At 68.9% G+C, this 21,061-nt stretch carries 19 protein-coding genes; 16 read left to right on the forward strand and 3 right to left on the reverse strand.

Features of this window, described 5'->3' with window-relative positions; translation table 11 throughout:
- Positions 1–2: 2 nt before the first annotated feature.
- The 14 genes from B0I32_RS32205 to B0I32_RS32270 all read left to right on the forward strand — a co-directional run bounded on the left by B0I32_RS32205 (position 3) and on the right by B0I32_RS32270 (position 15,802).
- Positions 3–554 carry a NuoB/complex I 20 kDa subunit family protein gene (locus B0I32_RS32205; protein WP_106246186.1) on the forward strand — a complete coding sequence of 184 codons (552 nt, stop codon included), beginning with the start codon at positions 3–5 and terminating at the stop codon, positions 552–554.
- Complete coding sequence (locus B0I32_RS32210) at positions 551–1,246, forward strand: NADH-quinone oxidoreductase subunit C (protein WP_106246187.1); 696 nt, start codon at positions 551–553, stop codon at positions 1,244–1,246. The genes B0I32_RS32205 and B0I32_RS32210 overlap by 4 nt, the downstream gene beginning before the upstream one ends.
- The gene (locus B0I32_RS32215; RefSeq protein WP_106246189.1) at positions 1,243–2,568 is read left to right on the forward strand and encodes an NADH-quinone oxidoreductase subunit D; all 1,326 of its coding nucleotides are present in this window, start codon (positions 1,243–1,245) and stop codon (positions 2,566–2,568) included. The genes B0I32_RS32210 and B0I32_RS32215 overlap by 4 nt, the downstream gene beginning before the upstream one ends.
- On the forward strand, positions 2,565–3,221 hold the full coding sequence (gene nuoE / locus B0I32_RS32220; protein ID WP_106246191.1) for an NADH-quinone oxidoreductase subunit NuoE: 657 nt from the start codon (positions 2,565–2,567) through the stop codon (positions 3,219–3,221). Before B0I32_RS32215 ends, nuoE begins: the two co-directional genes overlap by 4 nt.
- Complete coding sequence (gene nuoF, locus B0I32_RS32225; protein ID WP_106246193.1) at positions 3,218–4,507, forward strand: NADH-quinone oxidoreductase subunit NuoF; 1,290 nt, start codon at positions 3,218–3,220, stop codon at positions 4,505–4,507. The genes nuoE and nuoF overlap by 4 nt, the downstream gene beginning before the upstream one ends.
- Positions 4,504–6,882: an NADH-quinone oxidoreductase subunit G gene (locus tag B0I32_RS32230; RefSeq protein ID WP_106246194.1), complete on the forward strand. Its 2,379-nt coding sequence runs from the start codon at positions 4,504–4,506 to the stop codon at positions 6,880–6,882. The genes nuoF and B0I32_RS32230 overlap by 4 nt, the downstream gene beginning before the upstream one ends.
- The gene (nuoH, locus tag B0I32_RS32235; RefSeq protein ID WP_106246196.1) at positions 6,879–8,162 is read left to right on the forward strand and encodes an NADH-quinone oxidoreductase subunit NuoH; all 1,284 of its coding nucleotides are present in this window, start codon (positions 6,879–6,881) and stop codon (positions 8,160–8,162) included. Before B0I32_RS32230 ends, nuoH begins: the two co-directional genes overlap by 4 nt.
- A complete protein-coding gene (gene nuoI / locus B0I32_RS32240; RefSeq protein ID WP_106246440.1) occupies positions 8,149–8,664 on the forward strand; it encodes an NADH-quinone oxidoreductase subunit NuoI in 516 nt (171 codons plus the stop codon). The genes nuoH and nuoI overlap by 14 nt, the downstream gene beginning before the upstream one ends.
- Complete coding sequence (locus B0I32_RS32245) at positions 8,657–9,436, forward strand: NADH-quinone oxidoreductase subunit J (RefSeq protein ID WP_106246197.1); 780 nt, start codon at positions 8,657–8,659, stop codon at positions 9,434–9,436. The genes nuoI and B0I32_RS32245 overlap by 8 nt, the downstream gene beginning before the upstream one ends.
- Positions 9,433–9,729: an NADH-quinone oxidoreductase subunit NuoK gene (gene nuoK / locus B0I32_RS32250; RefSeq protein WP_106246199.1), complete on the forward strand. Its 297-nt coding sequence runs from the start codon at positions 9,433–9,435 to the stop codon at positions 9,727–9,729. Before B0I32_RS32245 ends, nuoK begins: the two co-directional genes overlap by 4 nt.
- A gap of 73 nt (positions 9,730–9,802) precedes the next feature.
- Positions 9,803–11,653 (forward strand): NADH-quinone oxidoreductase subunit L, encoded by a 1,851-nt coding sequence (nuoL, locus tag B0I32_RS32255; RefSeq protein WP_245956179.1) that lies wholly within the window; start codon positions 9,803–9,805, stop codon positions 11,651–11,653.
- Complete coding sequence (locus B0I32_RS32260; protein ID WP_106246202.1) at positions 11,653–13,212, forward strand: NADH-quinone oxidoreductase subunit M; 1,560 nt, start codon at positions 11,653–11,655, stop codon at positions 13,210–13,212. The genes nuoL and B0I32_RS32260 overlap by 1 nt, the downstream gene beginning before the upstream one ends.
- The gene (gene nuoN / locus B0I32_RS32265; RefSeq protein WP_106246204.1) at positions 13,209–14,801 is read left to right on the forward strand and encodes an NADH-quinone oxidoreductase subunit NuoN; all 1,593 of its coding nucleotides are present in this window, start codon (positions 13,209–13,211) and stop codon (positions 14,799–14,801) included. The genes B0I32_RS32260 and nuoN overlap by 4 nt, the downstream gene beginning before the upstream one ends.
- An 11-nt stretch (positions 14,802–14,812) precedes the next feature.
- On the forward strand, positions 14,813–15,802 hold the full coding sequence (locus tag B0I32_RS32270; RefSeq protein ID WP_106246205.1) for a polyprenyl synthetase family protein: 990 nt from the start codon (positions 14,813–14,815) through the stop codon (positions 15,800–15,802).
- On the opposite strand, the gene rarD is transcribed toward B0I32_RS32270, so the two are convergent.
- The 3 genes from rarD to B0I32_RS32285 form a co-directional block, all read right to left on the reverse strand.
- Positions 15,778–16,716: an EamA family transporter RarD gene (gene rarD / locus B0I32_RS32275; protein WP_106246207.1), complete on the reverse strand. Its 939-nt coding sequence runs from the start codon at positions 16,714–16,716 to the stop codon at positions 15,778–15,780. The genes B0I32_RS32270 and rarD overlap by 25 nt on opposite strands.
- Before the next feature lie 145 nt (positions 16,717–16,861).
- On the reverse strand, positions 16,862–17,515 hold the full coding sequence (locus tag B0I32_RS32280; RefSeq protein ID WP_219912105.1) for a response regulator transcription factor: 654 nt from the start codon (positions 17,513–17,515) through the stop codon (positions 16,862–16,864).
- Positions 17,493–18,644, reverse strand: coding sequence for a sensor histidine kinase (locus tag B0I32_RS32285; RefSeq protein ID WP_106246211.1), 1,152 nt, complete (start codon positions 18,642–18,644; stop codon positions 17,493–17,495). The genes B0I32_RS32280 and B0I32_RS32285 overlap by 23 nt, the downstream gene beginning before the upstream one ends.
- Positions 18,645–18,809: 165 nt before the next feature.
- On the opposite strand from B0I32_RS32285, the gene B0I32_RS32290 reads away from it, so the two are divergent.
- Together B0I32_RS32290 and B0I32_RS32295 are read left to right on the forward strand one after the other, a co-directional pair.
- The gene (locus tag B0I32_RS32290; protein WP_181307998.1) at positions 18,810–20,654 is read left to right on the forward strand and encodes a serine hydrolase domain-containing protein; all 1,845 of its coding nucleotides are present in this window, start codon (positions 18,810–18,812) and stop codon (positions 20,652–20,654) included.
- 97 nt (positions 20,655–20,751) lie between these two features.
- On the forward strand, positions 20,752–21,024 hold the full coding sequence (locus tag B0I32_RS32295) for a DNA-binding protein (protein WP_106246215.1): 273 nt from the start codon (positions 20,752–20,754) through the stop codon (positions 21,022–21,024).
- The last annotated feature ends 37 nt before the right edge of the window (positions 21,025–21,061 follow it).

The raw sequence follows: 21,061 nt of genomic DNA on the forward strand, positions 1-21,061 counted from the left end.
AAATGGGACTTGAAGAGAAACTCCCCAGCGGGTTCATCCTCAGCACGGTCGAAGCGGCCGCGGGCTGGGCGCGCAAGAACTCCGTGTGGCCGGCCACGTTCGGTCTCGCCTGTTGCGCCATCGAGCTGATGGCCACCGGCGGCCCCCACTACGACCTGGCGCGCTTCGGTATGGAGCGCGCTTCGGCGTCTCCCCGCCAGGCCGACCTCATGATCGTCGCCGGGCGGGTGTCGCAGAAGATGGCTCCCGTCCTGCGGCAGATCTACGACCAGATGGCCGAGCCGAAGTGGGTCATCTCCATGGGCGTGTGCGCCTCCAGCGGCGGCATGTTCAACAACTACGCGATCGTGCAGGGCGTCGACCACGTCGTGCCCGTGGACATCTACCTGCCTGGCTGCCCGCCGCGGCCGGAGATGCTCATCGACGCGATCGTGAAGCTGCACGACAAGATCCAGAACATGAAGTTCGGCGCGCACCGAGCCGAGCAGATCGAGGAGCTCGAACTGCAGGCGCTGCGCACGCTGCCGCTGATCGACCAGGGGAGCGCGAAGTGACCTCGCCAGACAACCTGCCGGAGGTCCCGGACGCACAGGTCCCCGAGGTGCCGGCGGCCCAGGAGCCGCCCGTCGCCAGGCGGGGCATGTTCGGCGCCCAGGACACCGGCGACACCTCCGGCTACGGCGGCCTCGTCGTGCGCCGGGCGCCGCAGCTGTCGACGCCCCGCCCGTACGGGAGCTACTTCGACGAGCTCGTCGACACCCTCGGGCTCGACGACGCGATCGAGCGCGTGGTCGTCGACCGCGGCGAGCTGACCCTGCACGTCAAGCGTGAGCGCCTGGTCGAGGTCTGCCAGAAGCTGCGCGACGACCCGGCGCTGCGCTTCGAGCTGTCGCTGGGCGTCTCGGGCGTGCACTACCCGCATCTGGCGGGCGAGGAACTGCACGCGGTCATCCACCTGTGCTCGATCACGCACAACCGGCGCGTACGCGTCGAGGCGAGCGCACCCGACGCCGACCCGCACATCCCATCCACAGTGAGCGTTTACCCTGGTCACGACTGGCACGAACGCGAGGCGTACGACTTCTTCGGGATCGTCTTCGACGGTCATCCCGGGCTCACCCGGATCATGATGCCGGACGACTGGGACGGGCACCCGCAGCGCAAGGACTACCCGCTCGGCGGCATCCCGGTCGAATACCGCGGCGCCACCGTTCCCTCGCCCGACCAGAGGAGGAGCTATTCATGAGCACCGCTTATGACGAGGCGACGGAAGGCAAGGTCTACAACGTCTCCGGCGCCGACTGGGACGAGGTCGTCACCGGCGTCCGCGACTCCGATGAGGAGCGCCTGGTCGTCAACATGGGCCCGCAGCACCCGTCCACGCACGGCGTGCTCCGCCTGGTCCTGACGCTCGACGGCGAGACGGTCACCGAGGCGCGCGGCGTCATCGGCTACCTGCACACCGGCATCGAGAAGAACATGGAATACCGGACGTGGACCCAGGGGACCACGTTCGTGACCAGGATGGACTACCTCTCGCCGATCTTCAACGAGACGGCCTACTGTCTCGGCGTGGAGAAGCTGCTCGGCATCGAGGACCGCGTCCCCGACCGGGCCCAGGCCATCCGCGTGATGATGATGGAGCTCAACCGGATCGCCTCGCACCTGGTGGCGATGGGCACGTTCGGCATGGAGCTGGGCGCGACCACGCCGTTCCTGTTCGGGTACCGCGATCGTGAGCTGATCATGGACCTGTTCGAGTACATCACCGGCCTGCGGATGAACCACGCCTACATCAGGCCGGGCGGCGTGAGCGTCGACCTGCCCGCGGGCGCGGTCGACAAGGTCGGCGAGTTCCTCAAGGAGATGCCCAAGCGGATCAAGGACATCCGCAAGCTCCTCGACGAGAACCCCGTCTACGTGCGCCGCACCCAGGACGTGGCCTACCTCGACCTGACCGGCTGCATGGCCCTCGGCATCACCGGGCCGATCCTGCGCGCCGCCGGCCTCCCGTGGGACCTGCGCAAGTCGCAGCCCTACTGCGGTTACGAGACCTACGAGTTCGACGTCGCCACCGAGCGCGGCTGCGACGTCTACTCGCGCTACCTCGTCCGCATGAAGGAGATGGAGGAGTCCCTCAAGATCGTCGAGCAGGCGCTCGACCGCATCGCCGGCCCGCTCAAGGGCGACCCGGTGATGATCGAGGACAAGAAGATCGGCTGGCCCGCGCAGCTCGCGCTCGGCCCCGACGGGTTCGGCAACTCGCCCGACCACATCGCCCACATCATGGGCACCTCGATGGAGGCCCTCATCCACCACTTCAAGCTGGTGACCGAGGGCTTCCGGGTGCCGGCCGGGCAGGCGTACGCCTCCATCGAGTCGCCCAAGGGCGAGCTCGGCGCCCACGTGGTCAGCGACGGGGGCACCCGGCCCTACCGCGTGCACTTCCGCGAGCCGTCCTTCTGCAACCTGCAGGGCTTCCCCGCGATGGCGGAGGGCGGCCAGGTCGCCGACGTGATCGCCGCGGTGGCATCTATCGACCCCGTCATGGGAGGTGTTGACCGGTGACATTTTCACCGGAGATCCGTGAGCGTCTGGAGCGGGACGCCAAGGAGATCATCGGACGCTACCCCAAGACCCGCTCCGCCCTGCTGCCGCTGCTCCACCTCGTGCAGTCGGAGGACGGCTACGTCTCCGACGACGGCCAGGAGTTCTGCGCGGAGATGCTCGGCATCAGCAAGGCCGAGGTCACCGGCGTGGCGACCTTCTACACCATGTACAAGCGCAGGCCCGCCGGCGACTATCACGTCGGCGTGTGCATCAACGCGCTGTGCGCGGTCATGGGCGGCGACCAGATCTGGGACGAGCTCACCGAGCACGTCGGCGTCGGCCACGAGGAGGCCACCGCCGACGGGAAGATCTCGCTGGAGCGCCTGGAGTGCAACGCGGCCTGCGACTTCGCCCCGGTCATGATGGTCAACTGGGAGTTCTTCGACAACCAGACGCCCGAGTCGGCCAAGCAGCTCGTCGACGACCTGCGTGACGGCAAGGACGTGCGGCCCACGCGCGGCCCGAAGAAGCTGTGCACCTTCAAGGACGCCTCCCGCGTGCTCGCCGGCCTGCCCGACGACCTCGCGGGCGACGGCCCCTCGGCCGCGGGCCCCTCGCTCGAGGGCCTGAAGGTGGCCAAGGCCAAGGGATGGAAGGCCCCGGAAGCATGACGACGACTCTGACACCGGTCCTGACGGCCAACTGGGACCAGCCCAACTCGTTCACGCTCGACGTCTACGGCGCGTACGAGGCGGCGAAGAAGGCGCTGGGCATGGACCCCGACGCCGTCATCCAGGCCGTCAAGGACTCGGGCCTGCGCGGCCGCGGCGGCGCCGGCTTCCCCACCGGCATGAAGTGGGGCTTCATCCCGCAGGGCGACGGCAAGCCGCACTATCTCGTCGTCAACGCCGACGAGTCGGAGCCGGGCACCTGCAAGGACATCCCGCTGATGATGGCCAACCCGCACTCGCTGGTCGAGGGCATCATCATCACGGCCTACGCGATCCGGGCCAACCACGCCTTCATCTACGTGCGCGGCGAGGTGCTGCACGTGATCCGGCGGCTGCACGCGGCCGTGCGGGAGGCGTACGAGAAGGGCTTCCTCGGCAGCGACATCTTCGGCTCCGGCTACGACCTGGAGCTCGTCGTGCACAGCGGGGCTGGCGCCTACATCTGTGGCGAGGAGACGGCGCTGCTGGACTCGCTCGAAGGCTTCAGAGGTCAACCGCGACTCAAGCCCCCGTTCCCGGCCGTGGCGGGCCTCTACGCCTCGCCTACTGTGGTGAACAACGTGGAGTCGATCGCGAGTGTTCCCTCGATCATCGCGAACGGCGCCGACTGGTTCGCCGGGATGGGCACCGAGAAGTCCAAGGGCTTCGGCATCTTCTCCCTCAGCGGCCACGTCACCAGGCCCGGCCAGTACGAGGCCCCGCTCGGCATCACGCTGCGCGAACTGCTCGACATGGCCGGCGGCATCCGCGAGGGGCACCAGATCAAGTTCTGGACCCCGGGCGGCTCCTCCACCCCGATCTTCACCGACGAGCACCTCGACGTGCCGCTCGACTTCGAGGCGGTCGGGGCCAAGGGCTCGATGCTCGGCACCCGGGCGCTGCAGATCTTCGACGAGACCACCTGCGTGGTCCGTACGGTGCTGCGCTGGACCGAGTTCTACGCCCACGAGTCCTGCGGCAAGTGCACGCCCTGCCGCGAGGGCACGTACTGGCTCAAGCAGGTGCTCAAGCGCCTGGAGAAGGGCCAGGGCACCGAGGAGGACCTGACCACGATCACCGACATCGCGGACAACATCCTCGGCCGCTCGTTCTGCGCGCTGGGCGACGGCGCCACGAGCCCGATCCACTCCTCGGTGAAGTACTTCCGCGAGGAGTACCTCAAGCACTTCGAGATCGGCGGCTGCCCGTTCGACCCGAAGAAGTCCACTCTCTGGGGTGAGCAGTGACCGTCGTAGAGACCGAAACGAACCTGGTGACCCTGTCCATCGACGGGTTCCAGGTCAGTGTCCCCAAGGGCACTCTGATCATCAGGGCCGCCGAGCTGCTGGGCATCCAGATTCCCAGGTTCTGCGACCACCCGCTGCTCGACCCGGCGGCCAACTGCCGTCAGTGCCTGGTCGACATCCCCGACGCGGGCAACGGCCGCGGCTTCCCCAAGCCGCAGCCGTCGTGCGCGATCGAGGTCGCCGAGGGCATGGTCGTGCAGACGCAGCTCACCTCGCCGGTCGCCGAGAAGGCGCAGCGCGGGGCGATGGAGCTGCTGCTGATGAACCACCCGCTCGACTGCCCGGTCTGCGACAAGGGCGGCGAGTGCCCGCTGCAGAACCAGGCCATGTCGAACGGCCAGGGCGAGTCGCGCTTCCAGGAGCAGAAGCGGACCTTCCCCAAGCCGCTGCCGCTGTCCACGCAGGTGCTGCTCGACCGCGAGCGCTGCGTCCAGTGCGCGCGCTGCATCCGCTTCTCCGACCAGATCGCCGGCGACCCGCTCATCGAGTTCTTCGAGCGCGGGGCCAAGGAGCAGGTGCGGACGGCCGAGGGCAAGCCGTTCAACTCCTACTTCTCCGGCAACACCGTGCAGATCTGCCCGGTGGGCGCGCTCACCGGCGCCGCCTACCGGTTCCGGGCCCGCCCGTTCGACCTGGTGTCCACGCCGAGCGCGTGCGAGCACTGCGCCTCCGGCTGCGCCCAGCGCACCGACCACCGGCGCGGCCGGGTCACCCGCCGCCTGGCGGGCAACGACCCGCAGGTGAACGAGGAGTGGAACTGCGACAAGGGCCGCTGGGCGTTCACCTACGCCACGCAGCCCGACCGGCTCAAGACGCCGCTGGTGCGCAACGAGGACGGCGTGCTCGTGCCGGCCTCGTGGCCGGAGGCGCTGATGGTGGCCGCCGAGGGCCTGGCCAGGGCTCGCGGCAAGGCCGGCGTGCTGGTCGGCGGCCGGGTCACGGTCGAGGACTCCTACGCCTACGCCAAGTTCGCCCGGCTCGCCCTCGGCACCAACGACGTCGACTTCAGGGCCAGGCCCCACTCCGCCGAGGAGGCGCAGTTCCTGGCGCACGCGGTGGCCGGCAAGGGCATCGAGATCAGCTACACCGACCTGGAGAACGCTCCGCACGTGCTGCTCGTCGGGTTCGAGCCCGAGGAGGAGTCGCCGATCGTCTTCCTGCGCCTGCGCAAGGCGTGGCAGAAGAAGGGCCTCAAGGTCACCTCGATCGCGCCGTTCGCCACCCCCGGCCTGGTGAAGATGGGCGGCACGCTCGTCCGCACCGCGCCCGGCGCCGAGGCCGACGCGATCGGCGACCTGGTCGGCACGCTGGCCGAGGGCACGATCGTGCTGGCCGGCGAGCGGCTGGCCACGGTGCCCGGCGCGCTGTCGGCGCTCGTCCGCCTGGCCGCCGCCTCCGACGGGACCAGGATCGCCTGGATCCCGCGCCGGGCCGGTGAGCGCGGCGCCGTCGAGGCCGGCGCACTGCCCAACCTGCTGCCGATCGGCCGCCCCGTGGACGACGAGAGCGCCAGGGCCGAGGTCGCCAGGGCGTGGAACGTGGCCTCGCTGCCCGCCACGCCCGGCCGCGACACCGCCGGCATCCTCGCCGCCGCCGCGGACGGAGAGCTGGACGCGCTGGTCGTGGCCGGCGTCGACCCCTACGACCTGGTCGACCCCGCCGCGGCGCTCGACGCGCTGGAGCGCACGCCGTTCATCGTCAGCCTGGAGATCCGCGCCAGCGCCGTCACCGACCGCGCCGACGTGGTCCTGCCCGTCGCCTCTGTGCAGGAGAAGGGCGGCACGTTCGTCAACTGGGAGGGCAGGGGCCGCTCGTTCGAGGCGCCGCTGAAGGTGCCCGGCCTGCAGTCCGACCTCGCCGTGATCTCCAATTTGGCCGACCGGATGGACGTCCACCTGGGCCTGCCGGACGCCAAGGCGGTCCGGCGCGAGCTGTCCGCGCTGGGTCACTGGCGGGGCAGCCGGGTCAACGCGCCGAGCGCCCTGACCCGCACCCAGGAGCTGCCCGAGCAGGGCCAGGCCGTACTGGCGACCTGGCACCTGCTGCTCGACGACGGCCGGCTGCAGGACGGTGAGCCGTACCTCGCGGGCACCGCCCGCACCGCCGAGGCCCTGGTCTCGGTGAGCACGGCGGCCGAGCTCGGCGTCGCGGACGGCGACAAGCTCGTCGTCGGCGACACCGTGACGCTGCCGGTGCGCGTCGCCGACCTGCCGGACCGCGTCGTCTGGGTGCCTGCGAACTCCGGCGGCTGCTCGGTCACCCGTGACCTGCGCGCGGTGGCCGGCGACATCGTCACCATCGGGAGCGCCTCATGAGTCCCACCCTGGAGAACTTCGGCCACGATCCGGTGTGGATCACCATCATCAAGGCCGTGATGCTGTTCGTCTTCCTGATGCTGAGCGTGCTGTTCGGCGTCTGGTTCGAGCGCAAGCTCATCTCGCGGATGCAGAACCGCTACGGCCCCAACCGGGCCGGCAAGTTCGGCCTGCTGCAGTCCGTGGCCGACGGCCTGAAGATGGGCCTGAAGGAGGACCTCTTCCCGCGGACCGTGGACAAGGTGCTCTACCTGCTGGCGCCGATCATCATGGTGGTGCCGGCGTTCCTGGCCTTCTCCATCGTGCCGTTCGGGCCGATGGTGAACCTGTTCGGCGTGGAGACGCCGCTGCAGCTGGTCGACCTGCCGGTGGCGGTGCTGTTCATGCTGGCCATGGGCGCCGTCTCGGTCTACGGCGTGGTGCTGGCCGGTTGGTCGTCGCGCTCGCCGTACGCGCTGCTGGGCGGTCTGCGCTCGGCGGCCCAGGTGGTCTCGTACGAGATCGCGATGGGCCTGTCGTTCGTGGCCATCTTCCTGTTCGCCGGGACGCTGTCCACCTCGGAGATCGTCAAGGCGCAGGAGCAGACCTGGTTCGCGGTGCTGCTGATCCCGTCGTTCCTCGTCTACGTGGTCTGCATGTTCGGCGAGGCCGCGCGCATCCCGTTCGACCTGCCCGAGGGCGAGGGCGAGCTGGTCGGCGGCTTCCAGACGGAATACTCCTCGTCGCTGAAGTTCGCCCTGATCATGATGGGCGAATACCTGCACACCTTCACCGCCACCGGCATCGCCGTGACGCTGTTCCTGGGCGGCTGGCGGGCTCCCTTCCCGATCTCGTTGTGGGAGGGCGCCAACCAGGGCTGGTGGCCGGTGCTGTGGTTCTTCATCAAGTTCGTGCTGACCTTCTGCTTCATCGTGTGGGTGCGCGCCTCGCTGCCGCGGGTTCGCTACGACCAGCTGATGTCGCTGGGCTGGAAGGTGCTGATCCCGGTCAACCTGGCCTGGATCCTGCTGGTGGCCGCCGTGCGCAACGTGGTGGTCAACGAGGGGAACAAGACGCTCGGCATCGGGCTCGGCGTGGTGATCGTGATCTGCGCGCTGGCCATCTGGATGCGCTTCGACACCGTCAACCAGCGGCGCAAGGAAGCGAAGAAGGCTCAGGTGGAGGCCGAGTTCGAGGAACTGTCCAACGAGCCGGAGGCCGGCGGCTTCCCTGTGCCGCCGCTCGACCTGCCGCACTACCACGGGGTGCAGCACAAGGAGATTCCCAGTGGGACTAACTGATTGGCTGAACCCCGTCAAGGGCTTCGGGGTCACCTTCCACACGATGTTCAAAAAGCCCGTCACGACGAACTACCCGGAGGAGAAGAAGCCGACGGCTCCGCGCTTCCACGGGCGTCACCAGCTCAACCGCTGGCCGGACGGGCTGGAGAAGTGCATCGGGTGCGAGCTGTGCGCCTGGGCGTGCCCGGCCGACGCGATCTTCGTGGAGGGCGCGGACAACACCGACGAGGAGCGCTTCTCGCCGGGTGAGCGTTACGGGCGCACGTACCAGATCAACTATCTGCGCTGCATCCTGTGCGGACTGTGCATCGAGGCGTGTCCGACCCGCGCGCTCACCATGACGAACGAGTACGAGCTCGCCGACACCGACCGCGAGAGCCTCATCTACACCAAGGAGATGCTCCTCGCCCCGTTGACCCAGGGCATGGAGCAGCCGCCGCACGCCATGCGGCTCGGTGAGACCGAAGAGGACTACTACCGGCTGGGGCGGACCAATGGGTGAGACCATCACTTTCTGGGTGCTCGCCGTCGTCTCCGTCGGCGCCGCGCTCGGCATGGTCTTCAACCGCAAGGCCGTGTACTCCGCGCTGATGCTCGGCACCGTGATGCTCTGCCTGGCCGTCCTGTACGCGGTGCAGGACGCGCCCTTCCTGGCCGCGGTGCAGATCATCGTCTACACCGGCGCGATCATGATGCTGTTCCTGTTCGTGCTGATGCTCGTCGGCGTCGACTCCTCCGACTCCTTCGTCGAGACGCTCAAGGGCCAGCGCTTCTGGGCGATCATCGCCGGCCTCGGCTTCCTGGCGCTGGTCGTCGCCGCGGTCGGCAACGCGATCTTCGCTCCGGAGGTCGGGCTGACGGCGGCCACCCAGCAGGGCGGCTACATCCGCTCGATCGCGCTGCAGCTTTTCACCAAGTACGTGTTCGCGTTCGAGATCACCTCGGCGCTGCTGATCACCGCCGCGCTCGGCGCGATGGTGCTGGCGCACCGCGAGAAGCTCACCGAGAAGCTGACGCAGAAGGACCTGTCCCGCGCCCGCTTCCTCGGCGACCACCCCTCGCCGCTGCCCGGCCCCGGCACCTACGCCAGGAACAACGCCATCGACATGCCGGCGCTCCTGCCCGACGGGTCGGTCGCCGAGTCCTCGGTCAACCGCTACATCGCGCGCTACGACGTCGAGCACGGGCACCTGCCCGATGATCCCAAGCTCGCCGAGGCCATCAAGCAGACGGCCGAGGACGACGCCGAGGAAAACAACGAGGTCACCAAATGACGACTCACTACCTCGTACTGTCCGGCCTGTTGTTCGCCATCGGCGCCATGGGCGTGCTGATCAGGCGGAACGCGATCGTGGTGTTCATGTGCGTGGAGCTGATGCTCAACGCCTGCAACCTCGCCTTCGTGACCTTCGCCCGGCAGGTCGGCAACCTGGAAGGCCAGATCATCGCGTTCTTCGTGATGGTGGTGGCCGCGGCCGAGGTCGTGGTGGGCCTGGCCATCATCGTGACGATCTTCCGAACCCGCAGGTCCGCGTCCGTTGACGACGCCAACCTGCTGAAGTACTAAGAGGTGACTGGTGGAATCTCATATCGCTGAGATCACCCAGCACACCGGCGGAGTGATCGGCAGCGCCTGGCTGATGATCGCCTTCCCGTTGCTGGGAGCGCTCATCCTGCTCACGCTCGGCCGCTTCACCAACCGCTGGGGCCATCTGCTGGGCGTGGCCATGTCCCTCGCCTCGTTCGTCGTGGCGGTGCTGGCGTTCTTCGAGCTGATCGGGTTCGGGGAGGAGCAGCGCCGCAAGGCCGTCGAGCTGTACGACTTCATCCCCGGCATGGTCAAGATGGGGCTGCTGATCGACCCGCTGTCGATCAGCTTCGCGCTGCTGATCACCGGTGTGGGCTCGCTGATCCACATCTACTCGATCGGCTACATGGCCCACGACGAGCACCGGCGCAGGTTCTTCGCCTATCTGAACCTGTTCGTGGCCGCGATGCTGCTGCTGGTGCTGGCCGACAACTACGTGGGGCTGTTCATCGGCTGGGAGGGCGTCGGTCTGGCGTCGTACCTGCTGATCGGGTTCTGGCAGTTCAAGCCGTCCGCGGCGACCGCCGCCAAGAAGGCGTTCGTGGTCAACCGGGTCGGCGACTTCGGCCTGCTGGTCGGCATGTTCGTCATCTGGACCACGTTCGGCACGCTGACCTTCAAGAACCTGGGTGAGCAGATCACGGCCGGCCAGACGAACGGGGCCATGCTCGCCATCGGCCTGCTGCTGCTCCTCGGGGCCTGCGGCAAGTCCGCGCAGCTGCCGCTGCAGTCCTGGCTGCTCGACGCGATGGAGGGCCCGACCCCGGTCTCGGCCCTGATCCACGCGGCGACCATGGTCACCGCCGGCGTCTACCTCGTGGTCCGATCCGGCGCGTTCTTCTTCCCCGAGGGCTCGGGGGCGGCGCTCGCCGTGACCATCGTCGGCGCGGCCACGCTGCTCGCCGGTGCGATCATCGGTTGCGCCAAGGACGACATCAAGAAGGGCCTGGCCGGCTCGACGATGTCGCAGATCGGCTACATGATGCTCGGCGCGGGCCTCGGCCCGGCGGGTTACGCCTTCGCGATCGGCCACCTGATCACGCACGGCTTCTTCAAGGCCGACATGTTCCTCGGCGCCGGCTCGGTCATGCACGGCATGAACGACGAGGTCGACATGAGGAAGTACGGCGCCCTGCGCAAGGTCATGCCGATCACGTTCGTCACGTTCTTCATCGGCTACCTGGCGATCATCGGTTTCCCGCTGCTGTCCGGCTACTTCACCAAGGACGGCATCATCGAGACCGCGGTGCACCACCAGCCGATCCTGGGCTGGCTGGCCGTGCTGGGCGCGGGCATCACCGGCTTCTACATGTCGCGCATGGTCTTCATGACCTTCTTCGGCCAGAAGCGCTGGGCCGAGGACGCGCACCCGCACGAGTCGCCGCTCGTGATGACCATCCCGCTGATGATCCTCTCGCTCGGTTCGCTCGGCCTGGGCGCCTACCTCGTTTTGAACGGGACGCTGTACCGGTTCCTCAGCCCCGCCGTGGGCGGAGACCCGGCCGACGCCCCGCACTTCGACCCGTTCACCACCCCCGGCCTGGCCACCCTCGCGCTCGTCGCGGTCGGCGTGGGCATCGCCTGGATGAAGTACGGCCGGGCCGAGGTGCCCGCGGTGCAGCCGCGCGGCTCCTTCCTCACCACGTTCGCCCGGCGCGACCTGTACGGTGACGCGCTCAACGAGTCGCTCTTCATGCGCCCCGGCCAGTGGCTGACCCGCCTCGCGGTGTTCTTCGACAACCGGGGCATCGACGGGCTGGTCAACGGCCTGGCGGCGGGCATCGGCGGCAGCTCCGGGCGCCTTCGGCGGATCCAGACGGGCTTCGCCAGAACGTACGCGCTGTCCATCCTGATCGGTGCCGCCCTGCTGACCGGCGCCCTGCTCCTCGTTGGGACCATCTGATGTCACCCTGGCTTCCGATACTCATGGCGGTGCCCGTGGTGGGCGCCATCGTGGTGGCCCTGCTTCCCAAGGGCAGTGACAAGCTGGCCAAGCAGGTCACGCTGCTGGTCTCGCTGCTGGTGCTGGTCCTGACCGGGGTCATGGCCGCCGGGTTCGATCCGGGCGGCGAGCGCTTCCAGTTCAAGGCCGAGTACGACTGGATCCCGAGCTTCGGCGTGAAGTTCGGGGTCGGCGTGGACGGCGTGGCGCTCGTGCTGATCGCCCTGTCGGTCGTGCTGGTGCCGATCGTGGTGCTGGCCTCCTGGCACGACGCCGACGGCGTCAAGACCGCCGACGGCACGCTGATCACGCCCAAGCGGTCGGTGAAGACGTACTTCTCGCTGCTGCTGGTGCTGGAGACGATGATGATCGGCGTCTTCGCGGCGACCGACATCTTCCTGTTCTACGTCTTCTTCGAAGCCATGCTGATCCCGATGTACTTCATGATCGGCTCGTACGGCGGCGCCCAGCGGTCCTACGCGGCCGTCAAGTTCCTGCTGTACTCGCTCTTCGGCGGCCTGCTCATGCTGGTCGCGGTCATCGGGCTCTACGTGGTGGCCGGCAGCAAGACGTTCATGTTCCCCGAGCTCGTCGGGGTCATCCAGGACCCGGCCATGCAGAAGTGGCTGTTCGCCGGATTCTTCATCGCCTTCGCCATCAAGGCGCCGCTGTGGCCGGTGCACACCTGGCTGCCCGACGCGGCCGCCCAGGCTCCGGCCGGCGCCGCGGTGCTGCTGGTCGGCGTGCTGGACAAGGTCGGCACGTTCGGGATGCTCCGCTTCTGCCTGGAGCTCTTCCCCGACGCGGCCAAGGCGTTCACGATGCCGATCGTCGTGCTGGCGGTCATCAGCATCATCTACGGCGCCATCGTCGCCATCGGGCAGACCGACATGAAGCGGCTCATCGCCTACACGTCGATCTCCCACTTCGGCTTCATCGTGCTGGGCGTGTTCGCCATGTCCTCGGTCGCCCAGTCCGGCGCGGCCCTCTACATGGTCAACCACGGCTTCGCCACCGGCGCGCTGTTCCTGGCCGCCGGGTTCCTCATCGCGCGGCGCGGCTCGCCGTTCCTCGGGGACTACGGAGGCGTGCAGAAGGTCGCTCCGGTGCTGGCCGGGTTCTTCCTGGTCGCCGGTCTGGCCGGTCTTTCACTGCCGGGCCTGTCGTCCTTCGTCAGCGAGTTCATGGTCATGATCGGCTCGTACTCCAGCCAGGCTCACGGCTCGGGCGCGCTGTCCGTGGCCGCGATCGTCTCCGCGGTCGCGGTGATCCTGGCGGCCGTCTACATCCTGTGGATGATCCAGCGCACGATGAACGGGCCGACGGCCGAGCCGGTCAAGGCGTTCAAGGACCTCAACGCCCGCGAGATCTGGGTGCTGGCCCCGCTGGTCGCCCTCATCATCGGCTTCGGCTTCTTCCCCAAGCCGCTGCTCGACGTGATCAACCCGTCAGTGCAACAGACGCTGACCAACGTGAAGGTGCCCACCTCCACCATCGCTGAGAAGGGGACGGGTCAGTGAACGACGTCATCCAAGCGCCGACGATCGAGTACGGCACTCTGGCGCCGTTGCTGGTCGTCTTCGGCGCGGCCTGCATCGGCGTCCTCATCGAGGCGTTCGCGCCGCGCTACCTGCGCAAGTCCTTCCACGTGCCGCTCACGCTGCTGAGCCTGGCCGGCGCGTTCGCGCTGGTCCTGGTGCAGACACTGCGCGGTCAGGTCTCCACCACGCCGTCCGCCATGGGAGCGGTGGCGGTCGACGGCCCCTCGCTGTTCATTTGGGGCGTCATCCTCATCCTGTCGTTCGTCTGCGTGCTGCTGATCAACGACGAGGGGCACTTCGTGGCCTCCGCCGCGTCCGTGCCGGGCAGCTCCGACGAGGAGGAGGCCGAGGCCCACGACAACGGCACCGGCCACACCGAGGTCTACCCGCTGGTCCTGTTCGCGGTCGGCGGCATGCTGCTCTTCCCGGCCGCGCACGACCTGCTGATGATGTTCGTCGCCCTTGAGGTCATGTCGCTGCCGCTGTACCTGCTGTGCGGCCTGGCCCGCAGGCGCCGCCTCCTGTCGCAGGAGGCGTCGATGAAGTACTTCCTGCTGGGCGCGTTCTCCTCGGCCTTCTTCCTGTACGGCACCGCGATGATCTACGGCTTCGCGGGCACCGTCTCGCTGCCGGGCATCAACCAGGCCATGGCCGCGGGCAACACGCTCGACCCGCTGCTGCTGATCGGCTTCGCCATGCTCGGCGTGGGCCTGCTGTTCAAGATCGGCGCGGCGCCGTTCCAGGCCTGGAAGCCTGACGTCTACCAGGGCGCCCCGACCCCCATCACCGCCCTCATGGCCTCCGGCACGCTCGTTGCGGCCTTCGGGGCCGTGCTGAGGGTGTTCTGGGTGGGTCTGGGGAACCTCGACTGGAACTGGCGGCCGGTCATCTGGGGCGTCGCGGCGCTCACGATGGTCGTCGGCTCGATCCTGGCGATCACCCAGACCGAGATCAAGCGGATGCTGGCCTACTCGTCCATCGCGCACGCCGGCTTCCTGCTGGTCGGCGTGCTGGCCACGTACGGGAGCGCCGAGCAGAACGCGGTTTCGCTCAAGGCGATCCTGTTCTACCTGGCGGTCTACGGCATCACCACGGTCGGCGCGTTCGCGGTGCTGACGCTCGTGCGCGATCCCGGCGGCGAGGCCGGGCACCTGTCGCGCTGGGCCGGGCTCGGCAAGCGCGCGCCCGTCCTTTCCGGGGTGTTCGCCTTCTTCCTGCTGGCCTTCGCCGGCATCCCGCTGACCAGCGGCTTCTTCGGCAAGTACGCCGTCTTCGCCGCGGCGCTCAACAGCGGGACCCAGCCCGGCGACTCCATGGGCGGCTGGATGGCCGGCCTGGTCGTCGTCGGCGTAGTGGCCAGCGCGATCGCGGCGTTCTTCTACGTCCGCGTGATCGTGCTGATGTTCTTCAACGAGCCGGCGGCGGACGGCCCCGCCGTCGCGGCCCCCAGTATGGGGACCGTGGCGGTCATCGCCGTTTCGTTGCTGGTTACCGTAGGAGTGGGCCTCTACCCGGAGTCCGTGCTCGGTGTCGCCAACGACGCTGCCAGCAGCCTGTTCATCAGATAAGGGGATCTCGTATGTCTGCGCCTCCCGTGGTTGACCTTCCCATAGAGGACGAACGGCTGGCGCAGGACGTGGCCACCGGGCTGGCCGCGGTCGAGAAGCTTCTGCGCTCGTCCGTGGAGAGCGAGGACGCCTTCGTCACGGAGGCGTCCAAGCACCTCATCGAGGCGGGCGGGAAGCGGTTCCGCACCTTGATGGTGCTGCTCGCCGCGCAGTTCGGCGACCCGTCGGCGCCGGGGGTCGTCCCCGGCGCCGTGGTCATCGAACTGACCCACCTGGGCTCGCTCTACCACGACGACGTCATGGACGAGGCCCCGGTACGCCGGGGCACGCCGTCGGCCAACGCCCGGTGGGACAACACCGTGGCCATCCTCACCGGCGACTACCTCTTCGCCCAGGCGTCCGACATCCTCGCCGACCTCGGTCCCGAGCTGATCCGCATCCAGGCGCAGACGTTCTCCCGCCTGGTGCAGGGCCAGATCCGCGAGACCATCGGCCCGCGGGACGACGAGGACCCGGTCGCCCACTACCTGAGCGTCCTGTCCGACAAGACCGGCTCGCTGATCGCCGCCTCGGGCCGTTTCGGCGCGCTGCTGTCGGGCGCGCCCGCGGACGTCGAGGAGCGGCTCAGCCGCGCCTGCGAGGCCATCGGGGTGGCCTGGCAGCTCGGCGACGACCTGCTGGACGTCTCCTCCACGGGCGCCCAGTCGGGCAAGACGCAGGGCACCGACCTGCGCGAGGGCGTCAAGACGCTGCCGGTGCTGTACGCGCTGGCGGCCGGCGACTCGCCGCGGCTGACGGCCCTGCTGTCGGGGCCGGTGGCCGACGAGGACGTCGAGGAGACCCTCACCCTGCTCCGCGCGCATCCCGGGATGGCCAGGGCGCGGGCCGAGCTGGTGGCCTGGGTGGACCGGGCCCGAACCGACATCTCGGGCCTGCCCGACATCCCGGCCAGAGACGCCTTCCTGGCCCTCTGCGACTACGTGGTCGAACGCTCGGGCTGAGGCGTCTCCAGCGCGACGCGCTTCCGGGTCTTCCGGGCGGACGTACGTGCCGCCCGGAGCCCGTCGTACGTGAAGATCACCAGGGCCAGCCACACGATCGAGAACCCGATCCACCGGCTGGACGGCATGACCTCCTTGGCGATCAGCACCCCGCACGCGAACTGCAGAATCGGCGCGATGTACTGCAACACGCCCAGCGCGCTCAACGGCACCCTGATGGCCGCCGCCCCGAAGCAGATCAGCGGCACCGCCGTGATGGCGCCGGCCCCCACCATGAGCAGCACGTGCCCGGCCCCGGCGTGCCCGAACGTGGTGCCCCCACTGGCCTGCAGATAGATCAGGTAGCCGAGTGCCGGCAGCAACAGCACCATCGTCTCGATCGCGAAGCTCTCGGTGGCCGCCACGTTGGCCTGCTTCTTGACCAGCCCGTACAGGCCGAAGCTGACGGCCAGCGTGAGCGCGACCCATGGCAGCCGCCCGTAGTCGAGCGTCAGCACCAGCACCGCCAGCGCCCCGAACCCGACCGCCGTCCACTGCAGCGGCCGCAGCCGCTCCCGCAGCAGCACCACCCCGAACAGCACGCTGACCAGGGGGTTGATGAAGTACCCCAGCGCGCTCTCGACGACGTGCCCGGCGTTGACCGCGTAGATGTAGGTGCCCCAGTTGACGGTCACCACGACGGCGGCCAGCGTCAGCAGGGCGAGTTTGGCGGGCTGCCCGGCGATCTCGCGCAGCCACGACCAGTGCCTGCGCACGCTCAGCAGGAGGACCACGATCACCAGCGACCACACCATGCGGTGGGCGAGGATCTCGATGGCTCCGGACGGCTTGAGGAGCGGCCAGTAGAGGGGGAAGAGTCCCCACATGATGTAGGCGGCGATCCCGAGCAGGACACCACGCCGAGCGTCAGGCATGTCACTCAGTTTGGGACATTACCACCTTGGACACAAACTTCGTCCACTATACGGAAATATGTAGACATGCTTAAGTGTGGCGCCGGATACCAGCGGGCGTGACCTTGTCTGGTCTGTTGGACGCCGCGACGAGGGACCCGGATGGTCAGTCGACCAGGCCGGCCCGGTAGGCGGCGATGGCCACTTGTACGCGGTTCGTGACGGCGAGCTTGACGAACAGGCGGGAGATGTGGCTCTTGACCGTGGCCTCGCTCATGTTCAGGCGGGCCGCGATCTCGGTATTGGAGCGGCCGAGCCCGACCTCGACGAGCACCTCGCGCTCGCGACCGGTCAGGGTCTCCAGCCGGGCGAGCGCGTCACGGCGGCGCCGAATGGGTTGGTCGGTGGTGAGCCGGTGGATCAGCCGCCGAGTGATCCGCGGGGACAGCATCGAGTCGCCGCCGTGCGCGAGACGGATGGCCTGGATCAGGTCGTGCGGCGAGGTGTCCTTGAGCAGGAACCCGCAGGCTCCCGCCTCCAGGGCGGTGAAGACGTGCTCGTCGCTGTCGAACGTGGAGAGGATGATCACCGCGGGTGTCCGGGCGAGCCGGCGGATGGCCCCGGTGGCGGCGAGGCCGTCGTACCGGGGCATCCTGACGTCCATCAGAACGACGTCGGGCCCCAGGCGGCGGACCGCGTCGACGGCCTGGTTGCCGTCCTCGGCCTCGCCCACGACCTCTACGTCGGGTGCGGACTCGATGATGAACCGCAGTCCCGCGCGGATCAGCGGCTCGTCGTCAACCAGCAGTGTCCTGATCACGTGATTCCCCCGGGGATGCGTCCGTGGCGTGCCACGGCAGCCGGCCCTCCAGACGCCAGCCTCCCGCATCGTCCGGCCCGCCGCGCACCGTTCCGCCGATCAGCCGGAAACGCTCCGCCAGGCCCACCAGACCGACCCCGGCGCCGGTCTCCAGACTGGGCTGGAGCGATGGTCCGTTGGTGACCGCTATCGTGACGCCGTCTTCCCTGCTCCCGGTCGTCGTGACCGTGACCGGGGCCCCGTGGGCGTGCTTGTGCGCATTGGTCAGGCCCTCCTGGACGAGGCGATGCGCGGCTCTGGCCGTCTCCCATGGCCACGTGCCGATATCGCCGTGCAGGGTGACGGTCCCGCCGGCCGATCGCCAGGAGTCCACCAGCCGCCGCAGGTCGGGGAAGCCGTCGTCGTCATCGCTGGGCCCGGCGCGCAGCACGCCAAGGATCTTGCGCAGCTCTTCGAGGGCCTCCTGCGCGCTGACCCTGATCAGCGCCGCCTCTCGCTCGATGCGCTCCGGTCCCGCGCTCGCGTTCACCTCAAGGCCGCCGGCATGCAGCGAGATGAGCGTGACCTTGTGCGCGAGCACGTCGTGCATCTCCCGGGCGATCCGGCCGCGCTCGGCGGACCTCGCCTGTTCGTTGCGCAGACGCTGCTCGGCCTCGGCGCGTTCGGCGCGCTCGCGCAGCGATCGGGTCAGCTCGCGGCGGGTGGTGGCGTACGCCCCTGCCACCAGCGTGACCCCCGTCGCGGTCGCCGCCGAGATCAGCGCGTCCGTGCCCAACCGGCCGCCGTCCACCCACTGCTGGGCCAAGAACCCCGCCATGCCGATCGCCGCCAGCGCCGGGAAACGCCTGCCCGCGCCGGAGAACAGGCTGATCAGCAGCGGCCCCGGATTGCCCGACAGCACGTACGCGCCCGCCCCGGCGACGGTCACCGCCACCGGCCACCGGCCCTGGAACCACACCGCACCCGTGCCTGCCAGCCCGGCGGCGGCGATGACGGGTCGCGGCAGCGGCGCCCAGGGCGTCTTGACCGCCAGGACGGTGAGGAACAGGCAGAGCGCCACGGAGGCCGCGCTGATCGCGTGTGGCCCGAGCGCGGCCATCCGCCGCGGCACCGCGCGTAACGACAGCATCGGTCCAGCGTAGCCAGGGCGGCGGCGCATCACCTCATACCGGCGTCGGCGCTGGACGCCGGGCGTCTCCGACTTTCGTCGGAGACGCCCATGGCCGCGATGGCGATGCGGCCGCGCCCTCGCCGGCCGCATCGTGGATGGCCTCGACAAGGTCAGGAGCCGCCCGTGTATGTCTTCCGTTCGATGCTCGTCGCGGTGTGCGCGGCGCTGATGATCCTCGTGCCGCGTCCCGCCGTGGCAGCCAGCGAGATTCCGGACGAACGTGCTCTGGCCGCCTTCTTCGACGCCGCGATGGCGGACGGGCTGGCGGCCGACCACGTGCCGGGCGCGGTCGTCTCGGTGGTGGGCAGCGGGAAGATGCTCTTCAGCAAGGGGTACGGGCTGGCCGACGTCGAGAACCGCAGACCTTTTGACCCGGCCACCTCAATGGTCCGGATCGCCTCGATCACCAAGCTGTTCACCTGGACCGCAGTGATGCAGCAGGTTCAGCAGGGCAAGCTGGACCTGAAGGCGGACGTGAACCGCTACCTCACCGCGTTCCGGATCCCCGCGACCTACCCCCGGCCGATCACGCTGCAGGACCTGATGGACCACACGGCCGGATTCGAGGACCGCACGATCGGCGTGGGGTCGCGGAGCAAGGACGACGTGCCGCCCTTGGCGGACTATCTCGCCGACAACATGCCCGCGCGGGTGCGTCCGCCTGGCGAGGTGTCGGCGTACTCGAACTATGGGGCGGCGCTGGCCGGACACATCGTGGCGCGGGTGAGCGGGCAGCCGTATGACGAGTACGTGCGCGATCACATCCTCGGCCCGCTGGCGATGCGGCACAGCACGGCCGCCGAGCCCGTTCCCGCCCCCTTGGCCGCGGATCTGGCGCGCAGCTACGACTACGAGGACGGGGCGTATCGGCGCAAGCCGTTCGTCTTCGACAACCTCGCCCCTGACGGGTCGATCAGTGCCACCGCGAACGACATGGCCCACTTCATGATCGCTCACTTGCTGGACGGACGCTTCGGCGACCGGCGCATCCTCGACGAGCCGACGGCCCGGCTCATGCACCGGCGGACGTTCGCGGCCGATCCGCGCATCGACGGGTACGCCCACGGGTTCAAGGAGCAGACACTCAACGGGCATCGCGTGATCATGCACGACGGCGGCTGGGAGGGTTTCCAGAGCGCGTTGCTGCTGGTGCCCGACGCCGACCTCGGCCTGTTCGTCTCCACGAACAGTCTCGGCGGGGCCGACGCCATGACCAAGATCATTCCCGCCTTCTTCGACCGCTTCCTGCCTGGAAAGCGCGCAGTGCCCGGTGGCGGTGCTTCCGTCGTGCCTGTCGAAGGCTTCTACAAGCTCACCAGGTCCGCGGAGTCCAGCATCGAGAAGGTGGTCGCCCTGACCGGTTCCACCCGGCTGCGGGTGGCGGGCGGGAAGCTCACCTTCAGAGGCTCGACGTGGAGCCCGCTGGGGCCTGGGCTCTATCAGCAGGACGGCGGCACGCAGCGGCTGGCGCTGGTGCCCGGCGGGAGCGATGCCGCGTACGTGGCCACAGACGGCCCCGCCTACCAACGCGTCCCCTGGTGGGACACCCCGCCGGTCAATGCCATCATCGTCCTGCTGTTCGCCGTCACCGCACTGACCGCCGTGCTCGGCCTGCCGGTGGCCGCTGTGGTCCGTCCGGCCAAGAAGCGTCCCGTTTCGCGTGTCTGGCGCGCCGTGCGTGTCCTGACCGGGCTCGCCGCCGCGGTCGGACTGGTGTTCGTGGTGCTGTTCACGCTGGTTCTGACCGGCGACACGAGCATCCTGTACGGCGTGCCGACCAACGTCCAGGTCCTCCTGGTGCTGCCGCTGCTGGTCCTCGCACTCACCGTCGCCGCGGTCGCCACGACCGTGAGGACTTGGCGGCACGCGGGCGTCCTGGCCCGCGGCCATCAGGTGGTCGTGCTGGCGGGGCTGCTCGCCCTCCTCTGGTTCTGCCAGCACTGGAACTTGCTCGGCTGGCACCTGTGATCACTCAACCGCTTGGGTCGCCAGATCGAGCGGGACCTCCCGGAGGAGGCACTGCAGGCCAATGAGGCCACTTCGGGGCCGATCCCACAGGCGCGCGATGACGCCGATCGAAGCGCAGGACGTCCAGGCAAAGGGTGATCGTCTTAGGTGGCACCTGTCCAGGCTGAGGATCGAGCCTGTGGCCGAGGACATATCGGCGCTGGCGATCGAACTGCTTCGCGATGCTCGCCCGCACGGTCACCAGTACGCCGTCGACGCGGTGGTGGCGGCCACCGCGCTCCGCTCAGTGCGGCCGGTCATCGTTCTCACCTCTGACGAGGACGACATGAGGAAACTGTGCGGGAAGACCGTGCAGGTGGTCGGGGTCTGACACGGCCTGTGCGGGGTCGCTCAGCCGATCACATCAC

The sequence above is a fragment of the Nonomuraea fuscirosea genome, assembly GCF_003001935.1.
GTDB classification, from domain to species: domain Bacteria; phylum Actinomycetota; class Actinomycetes; order Streptosporangiales; family Streptosporangiaceae; genus Nonomuraea; species Nonomuraea fuscirosea.